Source organism: Pedobacter sp. AC464 (assembly GCF_979253075.1).
This window is the reverse complement of sequence record NZ_CEEDBV010000002.1, coordinates 413,121-429,006: the sequence shown is the minus strand read 5'-3', so window position 1 is coordinate 429,006 and position 15,886 is coordinate 413,121. Positions and strand designations below refer to the sequence as shown.

At 43.8% G+C, this 15,886-nt stretch carries 17 protein-coding genes; 15 read left to right on the top strand and 2 right to left on the bottom strand.

The features are described from left to right. Positions 1–3 precede the first annotated feature (3 nt). From AC0IWT_RS12560 to AC0IWT_RS12490, 15 genes are all read left to right on the top strand, one after another. On the top strand, positions 4–1,236 hold the full coding sequence (locus AC0IWT_RS12560) for an efflux RND transporter periplasmic adaptor subunit (RefSeq protein WP_471797448.1): 1,233 nt from the start codon (positions 4–6) through the stop codon (positions 1,234–1,236). A 150-nt stretch (positions 1,237–1,386) separates the two neighbouring features. Next, positions 1,387–3,579: a heavy metal translocating P-type ATPase gene (locus AC0IWT_RS12555; protein ID WP_052266072.1), complete on the top strand. Its 2,193-nt coding sequence runs from the start codon at positions 1,387–1,389 to the stop codon at positions 3,577–3,579. 3 nt (positions 3,580–3,582) lie between these two features. Continuing rightward, the gene (locus AC0IWT_RS12550; protein WP_039474395.1) at positions 3,583–4,905 is read left to right on the top strand and encodes an NRAMP family divalent metal transporter; all 1,323 of its coding nucleotides are present in this window, start codon (positions 3,583–3,585) and stop codon (positions 4,903–4,905) included. Positions 4,906–4,936: 31 nt separating this feature from the next. Then, positions 4,937–5,590 carry a phosphatase PAP2 family protein gene (locus tag AC0IWT_RS12545; protein ID WP_039474392.1) on the top strand — a complete coding sequence of 218 codons (654 nt, stop codon included), beginning with the start codon at positions 4,937–4,939 and terminating at the stop codon, positions 5,588–5,590. After that, positions 5,580–6,323 (top strand): ZIP family metal transporter, encoded by a 744-nt coding sequence (locus AC0IWT_RS12540; protein ID WP_471797447.1) that lies wholly within the window; start codon positions 5,580–5,582, stop codon positions 6,321–6,323. Before AC0IWT_RS12545 ends, AC0IWT_RS12540 begins: the two co-directional genes overlap by 11 nt. A gap of 9 nt (positions 6,324–6,332) precedes the next feature. Continuing rightward, a complete protein-coding gene (locus AC0IWT_RS12535) occupies positions 6,333–7,019 on the top strand; it encodes a DUF1345 domain-containing protein (protein WP_052266086.1) in 687 nt (228 codons plus the stop codon). A gap of 24 nt (positions 7,020–7,043) precedes the next feature. Continuing rightward, a complete protein-coding gene (locus AC0IWT_RS12530; protein WP_165585840.1) occupies positions 7,044–7,220 on the top strand; it encodes a DUF2188 domain-containing protein in 177 nt (58 codons plus the stop codon). A gap of 324 nt (positions 7,221–7,544) precedes the next feature. Then, positions 7,545–9,497: an LTA synthase family protein gene (locus tag AC0IWT_RS12525; protein ID WP_131538565.1), complete on the top strand. Its 1,953-nt coding sequence runs from the start codon at positions 7,545–7,547 to the stop codon at positions 9,495–9,497. A 7-nt stretch (positions 9,498–9,504) separates the two neighbouring features. Further along, positions 9,505–10,197, top strand: a complete 693-nt coding sequence (locus tag AC0IWT_RS12520; protein ID WP_131538564.1) for an HD domain-containing protein — start codon at positions 9,505–9,507, stop codon at positions 10,195–10,197. Between the two features lie 9 nt (positions 10,198–10,206). Then, positions 10,207–10,665, top strand: coding sequence for an MgtC/SapB family protein (locus tag AC0IWT_RS12515; RefSeq protein WP_231491317.1), 459 nt, complete (start codon positions 10,207–10,209; stop codon positions 10,663–10,665). A gap of 159 nt (positions 10,666–10,824) precedes the next feature. Continuing rightward, complete coding sequence (locus AC0IWT_RS12510; RefSeq protein ID WP_471797446.1) at positions 10,825–11,469, top strand: phosphatase PAP2 family protein; 645 nt, start codon at positions 10,825–10,827, stop codon at positions 11,467–11,469. Between the two features lie 468 nt (positions 11,470–11,937). Further along, the gene (locus AC0IWT_RS12505; RefSeq protein WP_131538562.1) at positions 11,938–12,330 is read left to right on the top strand and encodes a hypothetical protein; all 393 of its coding nucleotides are present in this window, start codon (positions 11,938–11,940) and stop codon (positions 12,328–12,330) included. Between the two features lie 115 nt (positions 12,331–12,445). Beyond that, positions 12,446–13,918: an ArnT family glycosyltransferase gene (locus tag AC0IWT_RS12500; RefSeq protein WP_039474376.1), complete on the top strand. Its 1,473-nt coding sequence runs from the start codon at positions 12,446–12,448 to the stop codon at positions 13,916–13,918. Between the two features lie 66 nt (positions 13,919–13,984). Next, positions 13,985–14,512, top strand: coding sequence for a hypothetical protein (locus AC0IWT_RS12495; protein WP_471797445.1), 528 nt, complete (start codon positions 13,985–13,987; stop codon positions 14,510–14,512). Further along, positions 14,430–14,978: a bestrophin family protein gene (locus AC0IWT_RS12490; RefSeq protein ID WP_471798500.1), complete on the top strand. Its 549-nt coding sequence runs from the start codon at positions 14,430–14,432 to the stop codon at positions 14,976–14,978. Before AC0IWT_RS12495 ends, AC0IWT_RS12490 begins: the two co-directional genes overlap by 83 nt. A 185-nt stretch (positions 14,979–15,163) precedes the next feature. Here the strand turns inward: AC0IWT_RS12490 and AC0IWT_RS12485 are convergent, their stop codons facing one another. Beyond that, the gene (locus AC0IWT_RS12485) at positions 15,164–15,358 is read right to left on the bottom strand and encodes a hypothetical protein (protein ID WP_131538561.1); all 195 of its coding nucleotides are present in this window, start codon (positions 15,356–15,358) and stop codon (positions 15,164–15,166) included. A 25-nt stretch (positions 15,359–15,383) separates the two neighbouring features. Next, complete coding sequence (locus tag AC0IWT_RS12480) at positions 15,384–15,770, bottom strand: hypothetical protein (protein ID WP_131538560.1); 387 nt, start codon at positions 15,768–15,770, stop codon at positions 15,384–15,386. Between the last annotated feature and the right edge of the window lie 116 nt (positions 15,771–15,886).

Sequence of the window (15,886 nt, the reverse complement as noted above, 5' to 3'; positions counted from 1 at the left end):
AAAATGAAAAAATTATTTAAAATCCTAAGCCGATTATCTTATGCAGCCGCACTAGCGGTGCTTCTCTCTTCCTGCGGTAGCAAGGAAAAAGATGGCGCTGGAACGGAAGGCGCTGCGGATAGTACGGCAACTGAAGAAAGCAATTCTGTAGAACTCAGCCAGTCACAATTTGAAGCTGTAGGGGTAGAGCTTGGAAGTCCCGAGCTCCGCGCACTGAGCGGTATGCTTAAGGTCAATGGCTTTATAGACGTTCCCCCACAAAATCTGGTCAGCATAACGACCCAAATGGGCGGGATTGTAAAATCGACCCCCTTACTTCAAGGAACAAAGGTGAGTAAAGGCCAGGTAATCGCTGTACTTCAAAATCAGGAATTTGTTCAGATGCAGCAGGACTACCTTGAAAGTAAGAGCCAACTGGAGCTGTCAGATTCAGAATACAAAAGACAGCAGACTCTTGCTCAGCAGAACGTTAATGCACAAAAGACCCTGCAGCAGGCAAAAGCAGCTTATCAAGGGAATCTTGCCAGGGAAAATGCGTTGAGACAACGCCTCCAGCTTATCAACATCAGCCCCTCTACGCTCACCGCCAATAACATCCGCAGTCAGGTGAATATCTATTCCCCAATCAGCGGATATGTAACCAAGGTAAACGTGAATACCGGAAAATTTGTAGCACCCAACGATGTAATGTTTGAGATCGTCAACAGTTCAAACCTTCACGTCGAGCTAAATGTGTTTGAGAAGGATGCACAGATGGTCAAAAAAGGTCAAAAGGTACTTTTTACACTGACCAATGATTCAACCCAACGGACTGCAACCGTGCAACTGGTGGGCGGTGAGATCAATACCGATAAAACAGTGACCGTTCACGCGATTGCCCAGGGAAGTACGGGATTTATACCTGGTACTTACCTGAAGGCTTTAATCGAGACCGGTACCATGCAGGTTACCGCCTTGCCTTCTGCAGCGGTTGTAGACTTTGAGGGTAAAAAATACATTTTCGTCAAAAATACAGCAGATAAAAAAGCAAATGAACCTGCGAAAGCGGAGAACGGGGCTACAACGGCAAGCAGTGGAACAGTGCACCATTTCGAAATGGTGGAAGTGACAACAGGAATATCCGATGGTGGTTATATTGAAGTAACCATGCCCGCTGGAAGAGATTTCGCGGGTAAGGTCGTATTAAAGGGAACTTACGATCTCCTGTCCAAAATGAAGAACAGCGAGGAAGAGTAGCTTCCCGGACAGATATTTTTCAGTACACACAGTTGAATAAGGTGCCTCGTTAGGGAGGCATCTTTTTAAAGAAAAATATGATCCCAAAAAGGCGATAAGTATACCTCAAGTTCTTGCACTGAATATCCAATTAAATCAATCTACCCCGACATGGAAAACAAGAATAAAAAATCTGAAACTAAATCAACTGGCAAAAAGCCCGTAATCCGGGAAAAAGGTCCGGATGCCAAAGAAGTTAAAAAGGAGGAGACTCAGCAAGACAGTAAAACTGCAAAACGCATCACTCCGGAAACGCAACCTAATAGAAAAAAAGAAACGACTAAGAAAAAGGATTCAAATAAAGACCATACTAATGAAGAAGGCGAAGATCATGAACATGGCGGGATTTTCGGTAAAAACACCGAAATGATCTTTGCCATCATCTGTGGGGTGGCCTTAGGGACAGGATTTGGGATTTCCTTCATCGAAGGTGTGCCAGAATGGGCAAGCCTGGTGCTCTACATAACGGCCTATTTCTTTGGTGGTTTCTTTACGGCCAAGGAAGCTGTGGAGACCATACTGAAAGGTGGGTTTGAAATTGATTTTTTAATGCTGGTTGCAGCAATAGGCGCGGCTATTTTGGGTTCATGGGCTGAAGGTGCACTGCTGCTGTTTTTATTTAGCTTGGGACATGCCCTGGAGCATTATGCTATGGGCAAGGCCAGGAAAAGTATCGAAGCTTTGACCAGCCTCGCACCACCTACAGCTCTGGTAGTCAGAGGTGGTAAAGAATCCGAAGTGAGAATCGAGGAACTCGAGCTCGGGGATGTCATTATCATTAAACCAAACAGCAAGATCCCGGCAGATGGGGTTGTTGTGAAGGGGGAAGGTAGCGTTAACCAGGCGCCAATCACAGGGGAAAGTGTTCCTGTAGATAAATCTCCCGTTCCTGACCCCGATACCGACTACACCACCGATAAGAAGATTAAGCCGCAATTCCGCGTTTTTGCAGGAACCATAAACGGCGCTTCGGTTCTTGAAGTAAAAGTCATTCGCGAGGCTAAGGACTCCACCATTTCCCGTTTGGTGAAAATGGTCAACGAGGCGGAAAAACAAAAATCACCTACCCAGCTTTTTACCGATAAGTTCGAAAAATATTTTGTTCCAACAGTATTGGTGCTGGTAGCACTACTATGTTTTGCCTTTTTGGTGATCGATGAACCGTTTAGCAAAAGCTTTTACAGGGCAATGTCGGTATTGGTGGCCGCAAGCCCATGTGCATTGGCAATCTCTACGCCTAGTGCGGTGCTCAGTGGCGTCGCCCGGGCAGCACGTGGTGGCGTTCTGATAAAAGGCGGCAGACCTCTCGAGGATCTGGGTGCACTTAATGCCATTGCATTTGACAAAACCGGCACACTTACCGAAGGAAAACCCCAGCTCACAAACGTCATTCCGCTCAACGGTGTTGATGAGCAGGATTTAATGGCTATCTCCATAGCCGTAGAGAAACTAAGCGATCACCCGCTCGCCGAAGCTATTGTTAAGGGGGCAGGTGAGCGAATGAAGAAAAAAACGCTTCCCCAGGCCCATAACGTGAAAGGGATCACGGGTAGGGGCGTTCAGGCAGAGGTGGACGGCAAAAAGGTATTCATTGGGAACAAAGCGCTCTTTGAAAAAGATGGCATTCCGGACGATATCAGAAAGCAGGTTGAAGATCTGGAAAAGGGTGGACATACTTCGATGCTGGTCAGAGTGGAAAAGAATTTCATTGGTATACTTTCTCTCATGGACGTTCCCAGGGATGAAGCCAAGAATGTGCTTAAAGAGCTTTCCGAGCTAGGGATCAAAAAGATGATCATGCTTACCGGTGATAATCAACAGGTTGCCGAGGCGGTAGCCAAGCAGATTGGGGTAACCGAGGCCTGGGGGAACCTGATGCCCGAGGATAAAGTGAAGGCGGTACAGAAGCTTGCCAAATCAGAAAAGATGGTCGCCATGGTGGGGGATGGCGTGAACGATGCTCCAGCCATGGCCAAAAGCACAGTTGGGATCGCTATGGGTGCTGCAGGATCTGATGTAGCACTGGAAACGGCCGATATCGCCCTGATGGGCGACAAGCTGGAAAGCCTTCCCTTTGCTATCGGACTCAGTCGCAAAGCTAAAGGTATCATTAAGCAGAACCTATGGATTTCCCTTGGCGTTGTTGGTGCTTTGATTCCCTTGACTATTGCAGGGATCGCCACAATCGGTCCTGCGGTGATTGCCCACGAGGGTTCAACCCTTGTTGTTGTATTCAATGCGCTAAGGCTTCTCGCTTATAATAATAGCTATAATAAGAAAACTCCAAAAGGGAAGAAAAAATAAAGCATGTTTAAAAAGGTTAAAAAATTCCTGAAGGCCCTTGGGCCGGGCATCGTTACCGGTGCGAGTGACGATGACCCATCAGGTATTGCCACCTATTCGCAGGCTGGAGCGAAATATGGCCTTGCAACACTTTGGACAGTGATCATCACATTTCCCCTGATGGCAGCAATTCAGGAGATCTGTGCTCGGATCGGGCTGATCACAACGGTCGGCCTGACCACTACGCTTAAAAACCACTATCCCAAATGGGTACTGTACCTGATGATTATATTCAGTGTTCCCGCTATTGTGCTAAACATAGGCGCTGATATCGCTGGAATGGGCGCAGTGGCACATCTTATATTTCCTGGTATCCATGCCATAATTTTCAGTGTGCTGTTTACCGGGATTCTGCTATTTTTTATCATCTACCTGCCTTATTCAACATTCGTCTCGGTGTTAAAGTATCTGTGCCTGACACTAATGCTTTATATTATCGTTCCCTTTTTTACCAAGCCCGATTGGGCAGCCGTGATGAAGGCTACCTTTATTCCAACTATCAAATGGAACAAGGAGTTTATTGGCATGTTGGTAGCGATTCTGGGAACGACCATATCACCATATCTTTTTTTCTGGCAGACTGCAATGGAAGCTGAGGATGTAAAGTCTGTAAAAAGGCAGATGATGGTCAATAAAAGACTGGTCAGTATCAATGGGGAAAAACTCACAGGCGAGGAACATAAGAAAAAAGAAAACAAACTCCTCGGACTACTCATCAGCAAGATGTCGCTGGACGTGAACCTGGGTATGTTGCTTTCCAACATGATTATGTTTTTTACCATCCTGGCTACCGGAACTGCTTTGTATAACCAGGGTATTCGTCAGATCGATACCGTGGAGCAGGCTGCCAAAGCACTTGAACCCGTTGCAGGGAAAGCATCTTACCTTCTTTTTGCCCTCGGGGTGATCGGAACAGGGTTTCTTGCAATCCCCGTACTCAGCGGAAGCTTGTCCTATATCATCTCTGAGACATTCGGATGGAAAGGCAACCTGGACAGGAAGTTCAATCAGGCAAAGCCATTCTACGCAGTTATTATTGTATCGGTAATTCTGGGCTTACTAATGAACTATATTGGAATCAGCCCCGTGGATGCACTGCTCTACACGGCTATACTTTATGGTGTGACCTCGCCGGTGATCATTGCCATATTGTTGCACATTTCCAATAACCGAAAGGTTATGGGAGAATTTACCAACGGCAGAATTTCCAATATCCTTGGCCTGGCAACATTTCTGCTGATGGCAGTATCGGCAATATTCCTGATCTACCTCCAATTTACCTCATAAATAACAGGCAGCCACAACCTTCGATAAAAACATGAAAGATAAGATTCCATTTCCGGTTCTAATTACAGGCTTAGTTTTTTTAGGTCTGATGGCTATGTTTACGTTTGCCGATACCCATATTTTAAGCTATCTTAAAAACCAAGATGAGCTTCTGCTTTTTCTGGCCAATGAAAAGCATTCTCGTTTCTGGGACCTGGTATTAAAGGAGTCAGCTAGCTTTTGGTTCTGGATACCCTTTTATTGTTTCCTCTTACTAATGCTACTCGCTTATGACCGGGTCAGATTCTTAAGAAAAGTCATTTTTATTCTTATTTATTTATTGGTTTCAATAGGAAGCCTGACGGCTTTAAATAGGATTTTTGGTCATCTGAGGCCCCTATACGACCAATCTTTCAAAACCGAACTTAAAATCAGTATCAATGGTGCGGGTGAGCTTTACGGTTGTCTTCCGATTCCTTCTATTGCAGCAGGTCTCGCGATTCTCATGGTCCTGTTCTTTGGCAGGCGCCATTTGATTCTAAATGGGGTGATTGGACTTTGGGCTTTGCTTTACATGTATAGCAGGGCCTATAATAGCTGGAACTATCCCAGCGAAATTATTTTCGGTGCAGGCTTTAGCCTCGCCCTTGGATATCTTTCCTTTTATGCCTATAACCTTTATTTAAAAAAGAGCTATGCAGGTTAATCAACTGATATCAGTTAATATACTGCTGTTTGCAGTCGTTCCGGTTATTCTGCTATTGATCGGAGGCATGATTGTTACCTGGAAAAAGCCAACAGTCGCGCTGCAGAGTACGATCCTTCACTTCGCCGCGGGAGTGGTCTTTTCTGTGGTTGCAGTGGAACTTTTGCCTGATATGATCAGGATCCATGATACCACCGCAATCATAATAGGCTTTACCCTGGGTATTTCGGCCATGCTAGTCATCAAATGGTATACCGCCAGGCTTGAACTTAAAATGGGCGGATCAAATGATGGAAAGCTTTTGCCATGGGGAATGCTAATTGCAGTAGGCATTGACCTGTTGCTGGATGGGCTTCTCCTCGGGATCGGATTGGCAGCAGGATCAAAAGAAGGAACCCTGCTTGCACTGGCGCTTGCCATGGAATGCCTTTCGCTTGGCCTTGCGGTAGGAACCAGGCTGACCAAACTTGGAAGTTCCAAAAGCAGGCTGATGCGCATCCTTTTGATTTTTGGACTCGTTTTTTTATTGGGAACCGCAGGTGGTTTTTTCATGCTGCATTTTACAGGAGAAAAAGTGTTAGAGCTCGTGCTCTCCTTTGGCAGCGCAGCCTTATTGTTTTTAGTTACTGAGGAACTGCTGGTGGAAGCCCATGAAGAAAAGGACTCCCCATTTTTCACAGCCGCCTTTTTCGCCGGATTTCTATTATTTATGGTTCTGGGACTCATCATTTAATCAATGCCAATGCAAAACGTAAAAAAAATCAGCCAACTCGATGCCCATCATAAGCTTTACATCTCGCTTGGCGTTGCCATTACTGCCCTCGGAATATGCTATGCTGTGGAACTGGAGAATTCGCTCAGGTGGATGATTGCATGGCTTAGTTATGCGCTCACGAGCATCATCCTTGTCTGGATAACGATTCGTTCCGCTCATCCCAGTCAGATCAAACACGATGCCCATGCCCAGGATTCAAGCAGAACATTTATTTTTTTATTTGCCGTTGCCGCTGCTTTCGCCAGTCTTTTTTCCATTATCATGCTGCTGCGGGAGAATTCTGATAAGACTGATCAGAGCATGTTGACGGAGATCATCGTTCCCCTGCTTTGCGTGGTCAGCTCGTGGTGGCTTGTCCATACCGTCTTTACGATGCGATATGCACATTTTTATTACTGTGACATCGACCATGAGAAGAAAGGGAAAGTAGAAAAGCCGGGCGGACTCATCTTTCCTGGCGGGCAAGATCCGGATTACATGGACTTTGTTTACTTCGCCTTCGTGGTTGGAATGACCTTTCAGGTATCCGATGTAGAAATTTCCGCCAAACGTATCCGCAGACTTGCCTGGATGCATGGGGTACTTTCTTTTGCTTTCAATACGGTCATTGTGGCCCTAACAATTAATGTGCTCTCGGGCATGGTTCAAAAATAATTTAAACAACAAAAAATATATAAAATGGCCTGGACAGAACAGAATTTTCCGATGGAAATGAAAGACCTCGACCCAAGGGTGAGAGAGAAAGCACTAGAGATTGCCAATGAACTTAAAAATACAAGAGAAGTAAGCGAACTACATATAGTGGAAGTCGCCATCGACAGGGCTCAGCAATGGTTCATGAACCTTGAGGGGTAATAATAACCGATCAAATACAATATGATTTAAAAAGTGGTCAGGAGTTCAGAAATCTTCGGGCCATTCAAAAGAATTTAATCAAATGCAGAACAAAAGAAACATAAAGGCCCGGCCCGCTGCTGCCGGGACTGGCGGAAACGCCGCAAGGAAGAAAAAGTTGAAAACCCCAAGGACTTCCATATATCGAATGGTTTTTTATTGGATAATGACACTGCTCCTTATGCTTGGCGTTTATTCGAAAGCTAGGCATTTTTTCAGGATCCACTGGAACAAAGATAAAAAGCCAATAACCCAATCAGCCTCCCCCAATCAAAAAACCGAAAAATGATAAGATCTATTTTCATCAAAAGTCGCTACAGCCTCCTGCATTATTTTATGCTAAGTTTTCTTGTCGTCTCCAGTTTCTTCAGGATCATTTTAATCGCGATGTCCTTCAGCAAGGGAGGGCTCAAAACCATAGACATATTTACTGCACTTGCAAAGGGCGTGGTTTTCGACCTGGGGGTGAGTATCTATTTTTGCTTATTTTATGCCGTTTATCTGCTTTGCCTTCCCCAAAAATGGAACGGGTCAGCTTTTGACCGCACCTTTACCAGGATATTATTGTTTCTAATGGTACTGATATCGGTATTCTCTTTCTTTGCTGAATTTACCTTCTGGCTGGAATTTGAAAGCCGCTTCAATTTCATAGCAGTAGATTATTTGATCTACACTTACGAGGTACTGCACAACATCAATGAGTCTTACCCACTCCCGCTTTTAATTGCAGGCGTTGTACTCATTTCCCTGCTATGGAACTATCTCATGCGTGCAGCCTTCAGGATCAGTTTCCGTTCAGTTACCCCTGTTCTCCACAGGTTTTTATTTACCCTACTGATTGTTTTGATGGCAATATTTTATGGCCAGAAGGTGGACAATTCCTGGGCCGAGCGTAGCAGTAACCGATATGTAAGCGAAATTTCCAAAGCGGGGATATATTCATTCATTGCAGCGTTCCGCTCAAATGAGCTGAACTATGACCAGTTTTATCCCATGACATCAGAGATGGTCGCATTTAATACCACAAGAAAAGAGCTGTCATCTCCATTGGCAAGATTTATGCCAGGGGAAGGTTCGATTCGCCGAATCGTTTCCAATGGCAATGGCCAAAGCAGATCGAACGTGATCATGGTGGTAATGGAAAGTTTTAGTGCGGATTATATGGGAACCTTTGGTAATGCACAGGGACTTACGCCAACACTTGATACCCTCGCAAAACAAAGCGTTTTATTTAAGCGGATGTATGCCACTGGCACACGAACGGTACGCGGTATGGAAGCGCTTTCCCTAGCCCTTCCGCCAACCCCTGGAAACAGCATTGTCAGAAGAGAAAATAATGCAAATCTAACCACCATTGGAAGTATATTTTCTAAACGCGGGTATTCAACTTCTTTTTTTTATGGTGGGGATGGCTACTTCGACAATATGAATCAGTTCTTTGGTAACAATGGATACGAGATAACCGATAGGGGCCGAAAACTAACAGTGGGAGATACCTATAAGGTAAAACGAACGATCCTAAAGGATGATCAGGTTGCCTTTGAAAATGCCTGGGGCATTTCTGACGGGGACCTGCTTTCTGCAGTGATCCGTGATGCGGACAAACGTTTCCAGACAAAAAAGCCGTTCTACGATTTTGTGATGACCACATCCAACCATCGTCCTTTTACCTATCCCGGAGGAAAAATTGATATCGCCCCGGGAACGGGGAGGGAGGGGGCCGTGAAGTACACTGACTTTGCCATCGGTGAATTTTTAGAAAAAGCCCGGAAAAAACCTTGGTTCGACAATACGATATTTATATTCATTGCTGATCACTGCGCTGAAAGTGCAGGGAAAAATGAAATCGATATCTCCCGGTACCATATTCCCGCTATGATCTATAATCTTAAAGGACAGGTCCCTTTGACAATTTCAACCCTCTGTTCTCAGATCGACCTCTACCCAACCTTGTTTGGATTGCTCAAATGGGATTTCCAGGGCAATAACTACGGAATGGATGTACGCTCAGTAGCCTATCGCCCAAGGATCATGCTGGGGACCTATCAAAAACTTGGCTATCTCCGCAATGACACGCTTGTGGTACTCAGCCCACGAAAAGCCCCCCAGAGTTATAGGTACGATTTCACTACAAACGTACAAACGCCCGTAAAGACGCCAAAAAAGATAAGTCTGGAAGCCATCTCGCTATACCAGAGCGCCTATCATCTTTTTAAAAATGGTGGATTAAAACAATAACAATCATATGAACAACTATTTTTTATTGCTAATTGGTTTGTTTTTAGGGCTACTGGCGCTCTTAATAGGAAACTATTTTTTCAAGTTAAGAAGGAAAAATGTATTTGATCTGCTTTTGGAGGAGACCGAGGCTTACGTTAGTCAACTCTTTCAACAGCACTGGCATACCGATCTGGTATACCATGACCTCGAACACACAAAGCTTGTAGTTAGCCGAACACGCGAAATTGCTTCGAACTACCGCCTGGACAAGCTCCGTGAGTTTGTACTCTTCGCCGCAGCTTGGTTTCACGACACCGGGCAGCTTTTGGGCAGCCCCGCTGGTCATGAAGAGAGAAGCGTGATTTTAATGCAAGAGTTTATGCTCGATAGAGGAATTGAACTAGATGTTATTTTCGATATAGCGGCTTGCATTCGGGCAACTACAATACCTCATGATCCCAGGAATACGATCCAGGAGATCATCTGTGATGCGGACACCTATAACCTTGGAAACGAGGAATTCCTGATAACTGATGAGAAGGTGGCAAGAGAGGTCAATAAAAGAAGCGGAATGGATTTGACAGAATGGGATAATAAAACACTCAACTTCTTAACTGCACATCGTTTTTTTACTCCATACTGCAGGTCTTTACTGGCAACAGGAAAACAAGCAAATATTGAAACGGTCAAAGCGCGGATAAAGAAAAAACAACACTAAAAAATGGAAATGGAAAACGAATGGGATATAATCCTAAGGCTTCTTGTAGCTTTCATTCTTGGATGCATCATCGGTCTTGACCGTGAAAAACATGGCAGGAGTGCCGGAATACGTACTTATGCCGCGGTGTGTCTCGGCGCCGCACTCTTCACCGCCATTGGCGAGCATATGGGGGACACAGCGGCAGCCTCTAGAATCATTGCCAACGTTCTGGTGGGCATTGGTTTTTTGGGTGCAGGAATCATTTACAAGAATGATCAAACCAACACTTCACAAGGCCTCACTACCGCAGCTACCCTGTGGTGTACCGCGGGAATCGGTGTGGCCGTAGGACTTAACATGTTCCTCATCGCAGTAGCTGCTGCCCTGGGAATCTATTTCCTGCTGAGTCTTCATCACCAGAAATGGTACGTAAAATGGAAAAAGAAATTTAAACATGAGAATGACTCGCATACCGCTGATGATTAAAATATATATAAGATGAGTTTTTTTAGAATATTATTTTGGTTGCTGTTCACATTCCTGCATCCCTTTGCATCCTTTTCACAAAAACCAGGGGATACGTTGCTGATGAAAAAACAGACCCTTGCGGACGGCAAAACAGAACACGGCGACTTTAAGATTCGGATGTCACCAATAGTGGGAGCTGCAGCCTCAGCAAGTATAGTTTACGGATTTGTAAAGCTGGGAAGCCACGAACTCACAGACCTTGATATTGCCGCCAGGCAGGAGTTTGCACTTGAGCATCCGCACAATAAGTTTAGGATAGATGACTATCTGCAGTTCGCCCCCGGGGTATTGGCGCTAGGCCTGAGCACGGCTGGCATACAAGGAAGAAATAAAACCATTGACCAGGCCGGGGTCTATCTGCTGAGCAATATCATACTTACCGCCACCTGCCAATCCCTTAAAAGGATCACCCAGGTGACCAGGCCGGACGGATCCAGCAACGCATTTCCTTCAGGGCATACCGCAGAGGCATTCGCATCGGCAGAACTGCTCAGTCAGGAATATAAGGAAAGATCAGTTATTTACCCCATTTCAGGCTATGCTGCCGCAGTGGCAACCGCATATTACCGGATGTATAATAATAAGCACTGGCTCAGTGATGTTGTAGCAGGAGCAGGGATAGGTTTTCTTTCCACGCGGGCATCTTACTGGCTATATCCAAAGATTAAAAAAATCTTTACACGAAAGGAAATCGGGCGTTCAGTAGTAATGCCTAGCTACAGTCACGGAGCAATTGGAGCCGGTATGTTCAGTTACTTTTAAAAACAGTGCGGTTAGAATATAATTTCGTTACCGCTGCAATTTCAAAATAGGTTGCACCGCTGCGCGTAAAGTCAAACGTAGAATCGCAATAATGCACAGGATGCTGAAAACATCAAGCAATAAACAAAATAAATTAAAAGTAGGACATCTTCTTATAGTACTTGTTAGGCTATAAAGTTACCAAAAAAAGGTGATAAGCACAGGAGATTTCCAGTAAAAATAGATTAAGGAATTCATGAGAAAAAATAAAAAGAACCCATATACCCAAGCAGTCCCTCCCCATGTCTCTGGCCGAAGAAAAATGCTACTCAGGGTGTTGATTATAGCGGCAGTGACACTCTTTACAATACTTTTATGGTTCATGGCCTTGATATCCCCTAAAGGACATGGGCATAAGGGTCGTATTGAAAGTAAGTCAGTTCCAGGTTCAAATCGATCGCGGTTGAAAGCAATGTAAATAAATTCATTATGAACTTCCGCCTGGTCTACACCGTTCTTTTACTTGCATTCAGTTTCCTGCTGGATCAGTGCCTCGTGCTCGAGAATCCACACAATAAAATTTCACAGTATAATCAGCATGCTAAACACGGTGCCGGGGAGTTTGAAACTGTCCTGCATGCCATCATTTTATCTTCAAGCCATCAGGAAGTTAATCAGGAAAAAGATAAATTTAGTTTCGACACTTTCAGAACACTCAACCATCCGTATTTTTTTCTGACCTCCCACCTGTTGCAGGCGAAACCGGTTCTCCAAAATTCCTCAATACGTCCTTATTTTCTTAAATCTCCCTGTTTTCGAGGACCACCGAAATCCGTTTATAATACTTTGGCCAGCCTCTCTGACTTGCAAAGCATGTCTTAAGGAGAACTTTCAAACCCCTTGCCGCGGCGTTACTGGCCAATATTACTTTTTACATAACTGTTTACCCGAACAGCAGGCCTAATGTTGCCTGCCGTCTAAATCTTTTTTACATGTCATGCGAAAAAACCTAACTGCCGGCCTATCTCCAGCTGTTTTTTATATGCTATGTGCTATCCTGGTCATTCGTGTTATTGCTGTGTTTTCAATGGGACCAATGCCGCAGGATGCGTATTACTTTTTTTATGCCAGCCACCCCAGTCTTTCCTATTTTGACCACCCTCCGGCCATTTCCTGGTTAATCAGGATTTTTACAGAAATTTTTGGCAAAAATCCAACTGCCATTAAGCTCGGGGATTCGGTACTCACCGTTCTTACCTCCATTGCCGTTTTCAATCTGTCACTTCGGTTCTATCCTTCAGGTCAGTCAAAAAAAGTAATTGTGCTATTTTTATCCACCTTAATGGTAAGCATCCTTTCCTTGATTTCCACCCCGGATACCCCGCTGCTTTTCTTCTGGGCACTTGCCCTTTGCAAAATCCATGATGCAGTGTTCAGAAAAAGAAAAATAGACTGGATTTATGCCGGTATACTTATGGGACTCGCTTTTGATAGCAAATATACAGCCGTCTTCCTTCCTGCAGGAATGTTCATTTTCTTATTGTTTTCCTCCTCAAACAGGAAACAACTTCTGACCATATGGCCCTGGCTATCAGTGTTGCTGATGATAATGGTTTCTTCACCGGTGATTATATGGAACTGGAATAACAACTTTGCATCTTTCGCTTTTCAGGGTACAAAACGCATGAATTCTGTTTCTGAACTTCAGTTTAGCCCAAGGTTTATCTTTGGTCTCTTTGGCCATCAACTCGCGCTGCTTATCCCTGTCGCTTTTGCCTTTTTGTTTCGCGCTACTTATCTGATGTTCAGCCTGAAAGAAAAAGGTAGATTCAAGCTTTCTGCAGGGCAGATCTTTTTGCTCGCTTTCTTTCTGCCCATTTTCATGATTTTTCTCTCGCTCTCGCCTTTTTACTGGGTAAAGATTAACTGGATGATGCCGGCTTATATCACAGGCATTATTCTGGTAGGTGGGATAATCCCGGACCGTTGGATAAAGATTCAGCTTATCATTTCACTGATTATCCATGCAGGGCTTTTCGTGGAGATAGTATTCTATCCCGTACCGGTTCGTTCAGATGATACATGGGTAGGATGGGAAGAACTCCATAGGAAATCACAAATCCTTAAAACACAATATAAAGCCGACTTCATCTTTTCTGCTGACAGTTATAAAACATCAGCTGAACTCAATCTCTTAAGCCGGGAATTTATATATGGGCAAAACGTGATCGGCGAGCACGCACTACATTTCAGCTACATTGGAACGGATCTTTCCAAGCTAAAAGGTAAAAACGCAATATTTCTGGATTCAGAGCCATCGTTTAAAAACCTGGCAAGGAAAGCTGGAGATCCACCTGCAATAAATGGCCATTTTACAAGTGTCAGGCAGCTCCGGCCAATTGTAATTTTCAGAAACGGAAGACCGGTAAGAAAATTTCTGGTCTATTTCTGCCAGAATTATATCCCTTGAAGAGTCGGCTAGATCAAATGCCAAACACCAATTAAAATTCTTTTTGCAAAACGAAACAACCATAAAATGAATTTGCAAAGTGAAAGCGGAAACTATATATTTATTTGGATAATAACAAAATATCAATCACTGCACAACGTGCATTTCATGCTAAATAGACAAAATAAGAACATGCTTATAAATAAAAAAATATCAGTGCTATACTTCATTAGGTTAATAAAATGGGATATCATAACAATTGGAATATATGCCATAGTTGCTGGAACGCTCGATCATTATGGTTTCTTCGAACAAATTAAAATCCCTTTGGCGCTTTCTGCCTTTGTGGGTACGACCCTTTCGCTCTTGCTTGCTTTCAGGACCTCGCAGTCTTATGAACGCTGGTGGGAAGCAAGAGTGGTTTGGGGCGCAATAGTGAACGATAGCAGGACACTGATAAGGCAATTGACCCTATTCCTTCCAAAACACAAGGATAGAGCTGATTTACTTGAATCATTTGCGACTCGTTCAGGTGATTTGGTGTTTTGCGCTCTCAGAGTCGCTGAGGAAGACTGCTCCTTCTACAAAAGTGAAGAATTATTTTATCAAGCATAATCTCAACAGTGAAAACCAAGCAAATTTATTACTCATCCGCCACAGCTCAGCGCTGGCCTCGGCCAGTGAACGTGGTCAGATGGATCCCAACAAAGTTGTACAAATCGATTCCACCATTGCCCGCCTGTGCGATTCAATGGGAAAATGCGAACGAATTAAAAACACGATCTTTCCACGCTCATATAGTGTACTCATTCATTTTCTGATCTATGTCCTAATGACTATTATGCCTTTTGGACTGGAAGATGAAACACCAGTTGTAGAAATAATGTTGATATTTCTTGTTCCGATTCTCTTTATTATGATCGAAAAAACAGCAATCATTATGCAGGATCCATTCGAAAATGTTCCCACCGATACGCCGATGACAGCAATCTGCATGACCATAGAGCGGAATCTGATGGAGATGATAGAACACCCACCGATGGCGCAGCCAAAAGCTGATAACACATACTTTATTATGTAATGGCAATATCAGGAATTTTCTACAGATATTAGATGGTATATTTTATTGGATACAAAACTGCCAAGGCCCCTATTCAGACAGGGATACTGATAATAGATGAGGTTGATCTTTACAAACCTATTACTTTGATAGTTAATAAGTGGAAAGGAATATCGGCTCGCACATTCCTTTCCAAACTGCCATAATTAACTTTTTTTTGTGTTCTTATGTTCATCATCGTTATGGTGTTCAGCCTCAGAATGGTGTTCTTTCTCTTTGTGATGTTCCATTTCATCCGCATGCTCAGGCCCTTCATGATGCTCTTTGTGGGGGTGATGCTCCTGATGTTCATGGTGTTCCGGATGCTTTTGACTCTCTTTTTTTGAATTTTCTGTGTTCATGACTTTAAATTTTAGTGATTAAAAATTATTTACCAGAGCGCTTGATTTTAGAGGTGTTTTTGAGAAAAAAAGTGTCAGCAAATGCTTTCATCACCCTATCTAACTGGATGGTAGGAAAGTGATGGCTTTTTGTTGATAAGTTTATTGCGTTGAGCTTACGTATACCTTTATTTATTGGTAATTCTAACCTCCATCGGCCAGCCACGAAGACTTTGTTTGTTGGATGACCGTCATCATCGAATAAAGAAAACCCTTTCCAGCTTTTTAATTTTTGAATTGTGTTTGCCAGTAGTACATCAGAGGCCGAAAGCCCGGTTTCCAGGGCTATAGCCAAATTAATATAATCCCTGTAGCAAAATCGTATAGTATGAAGGTATAGGGCAGCCGGAATAACAGTTTCCACATTTTTCATTATAAACTGATGTTTTGTTATTATAAAAACAACAGTGAAGCGAATTAGTTTAAAAAATGTTGATGTATTTTCGTGCGAATGGGAAGACTGCTGCTGACCCTTGGTACTTAATCTAT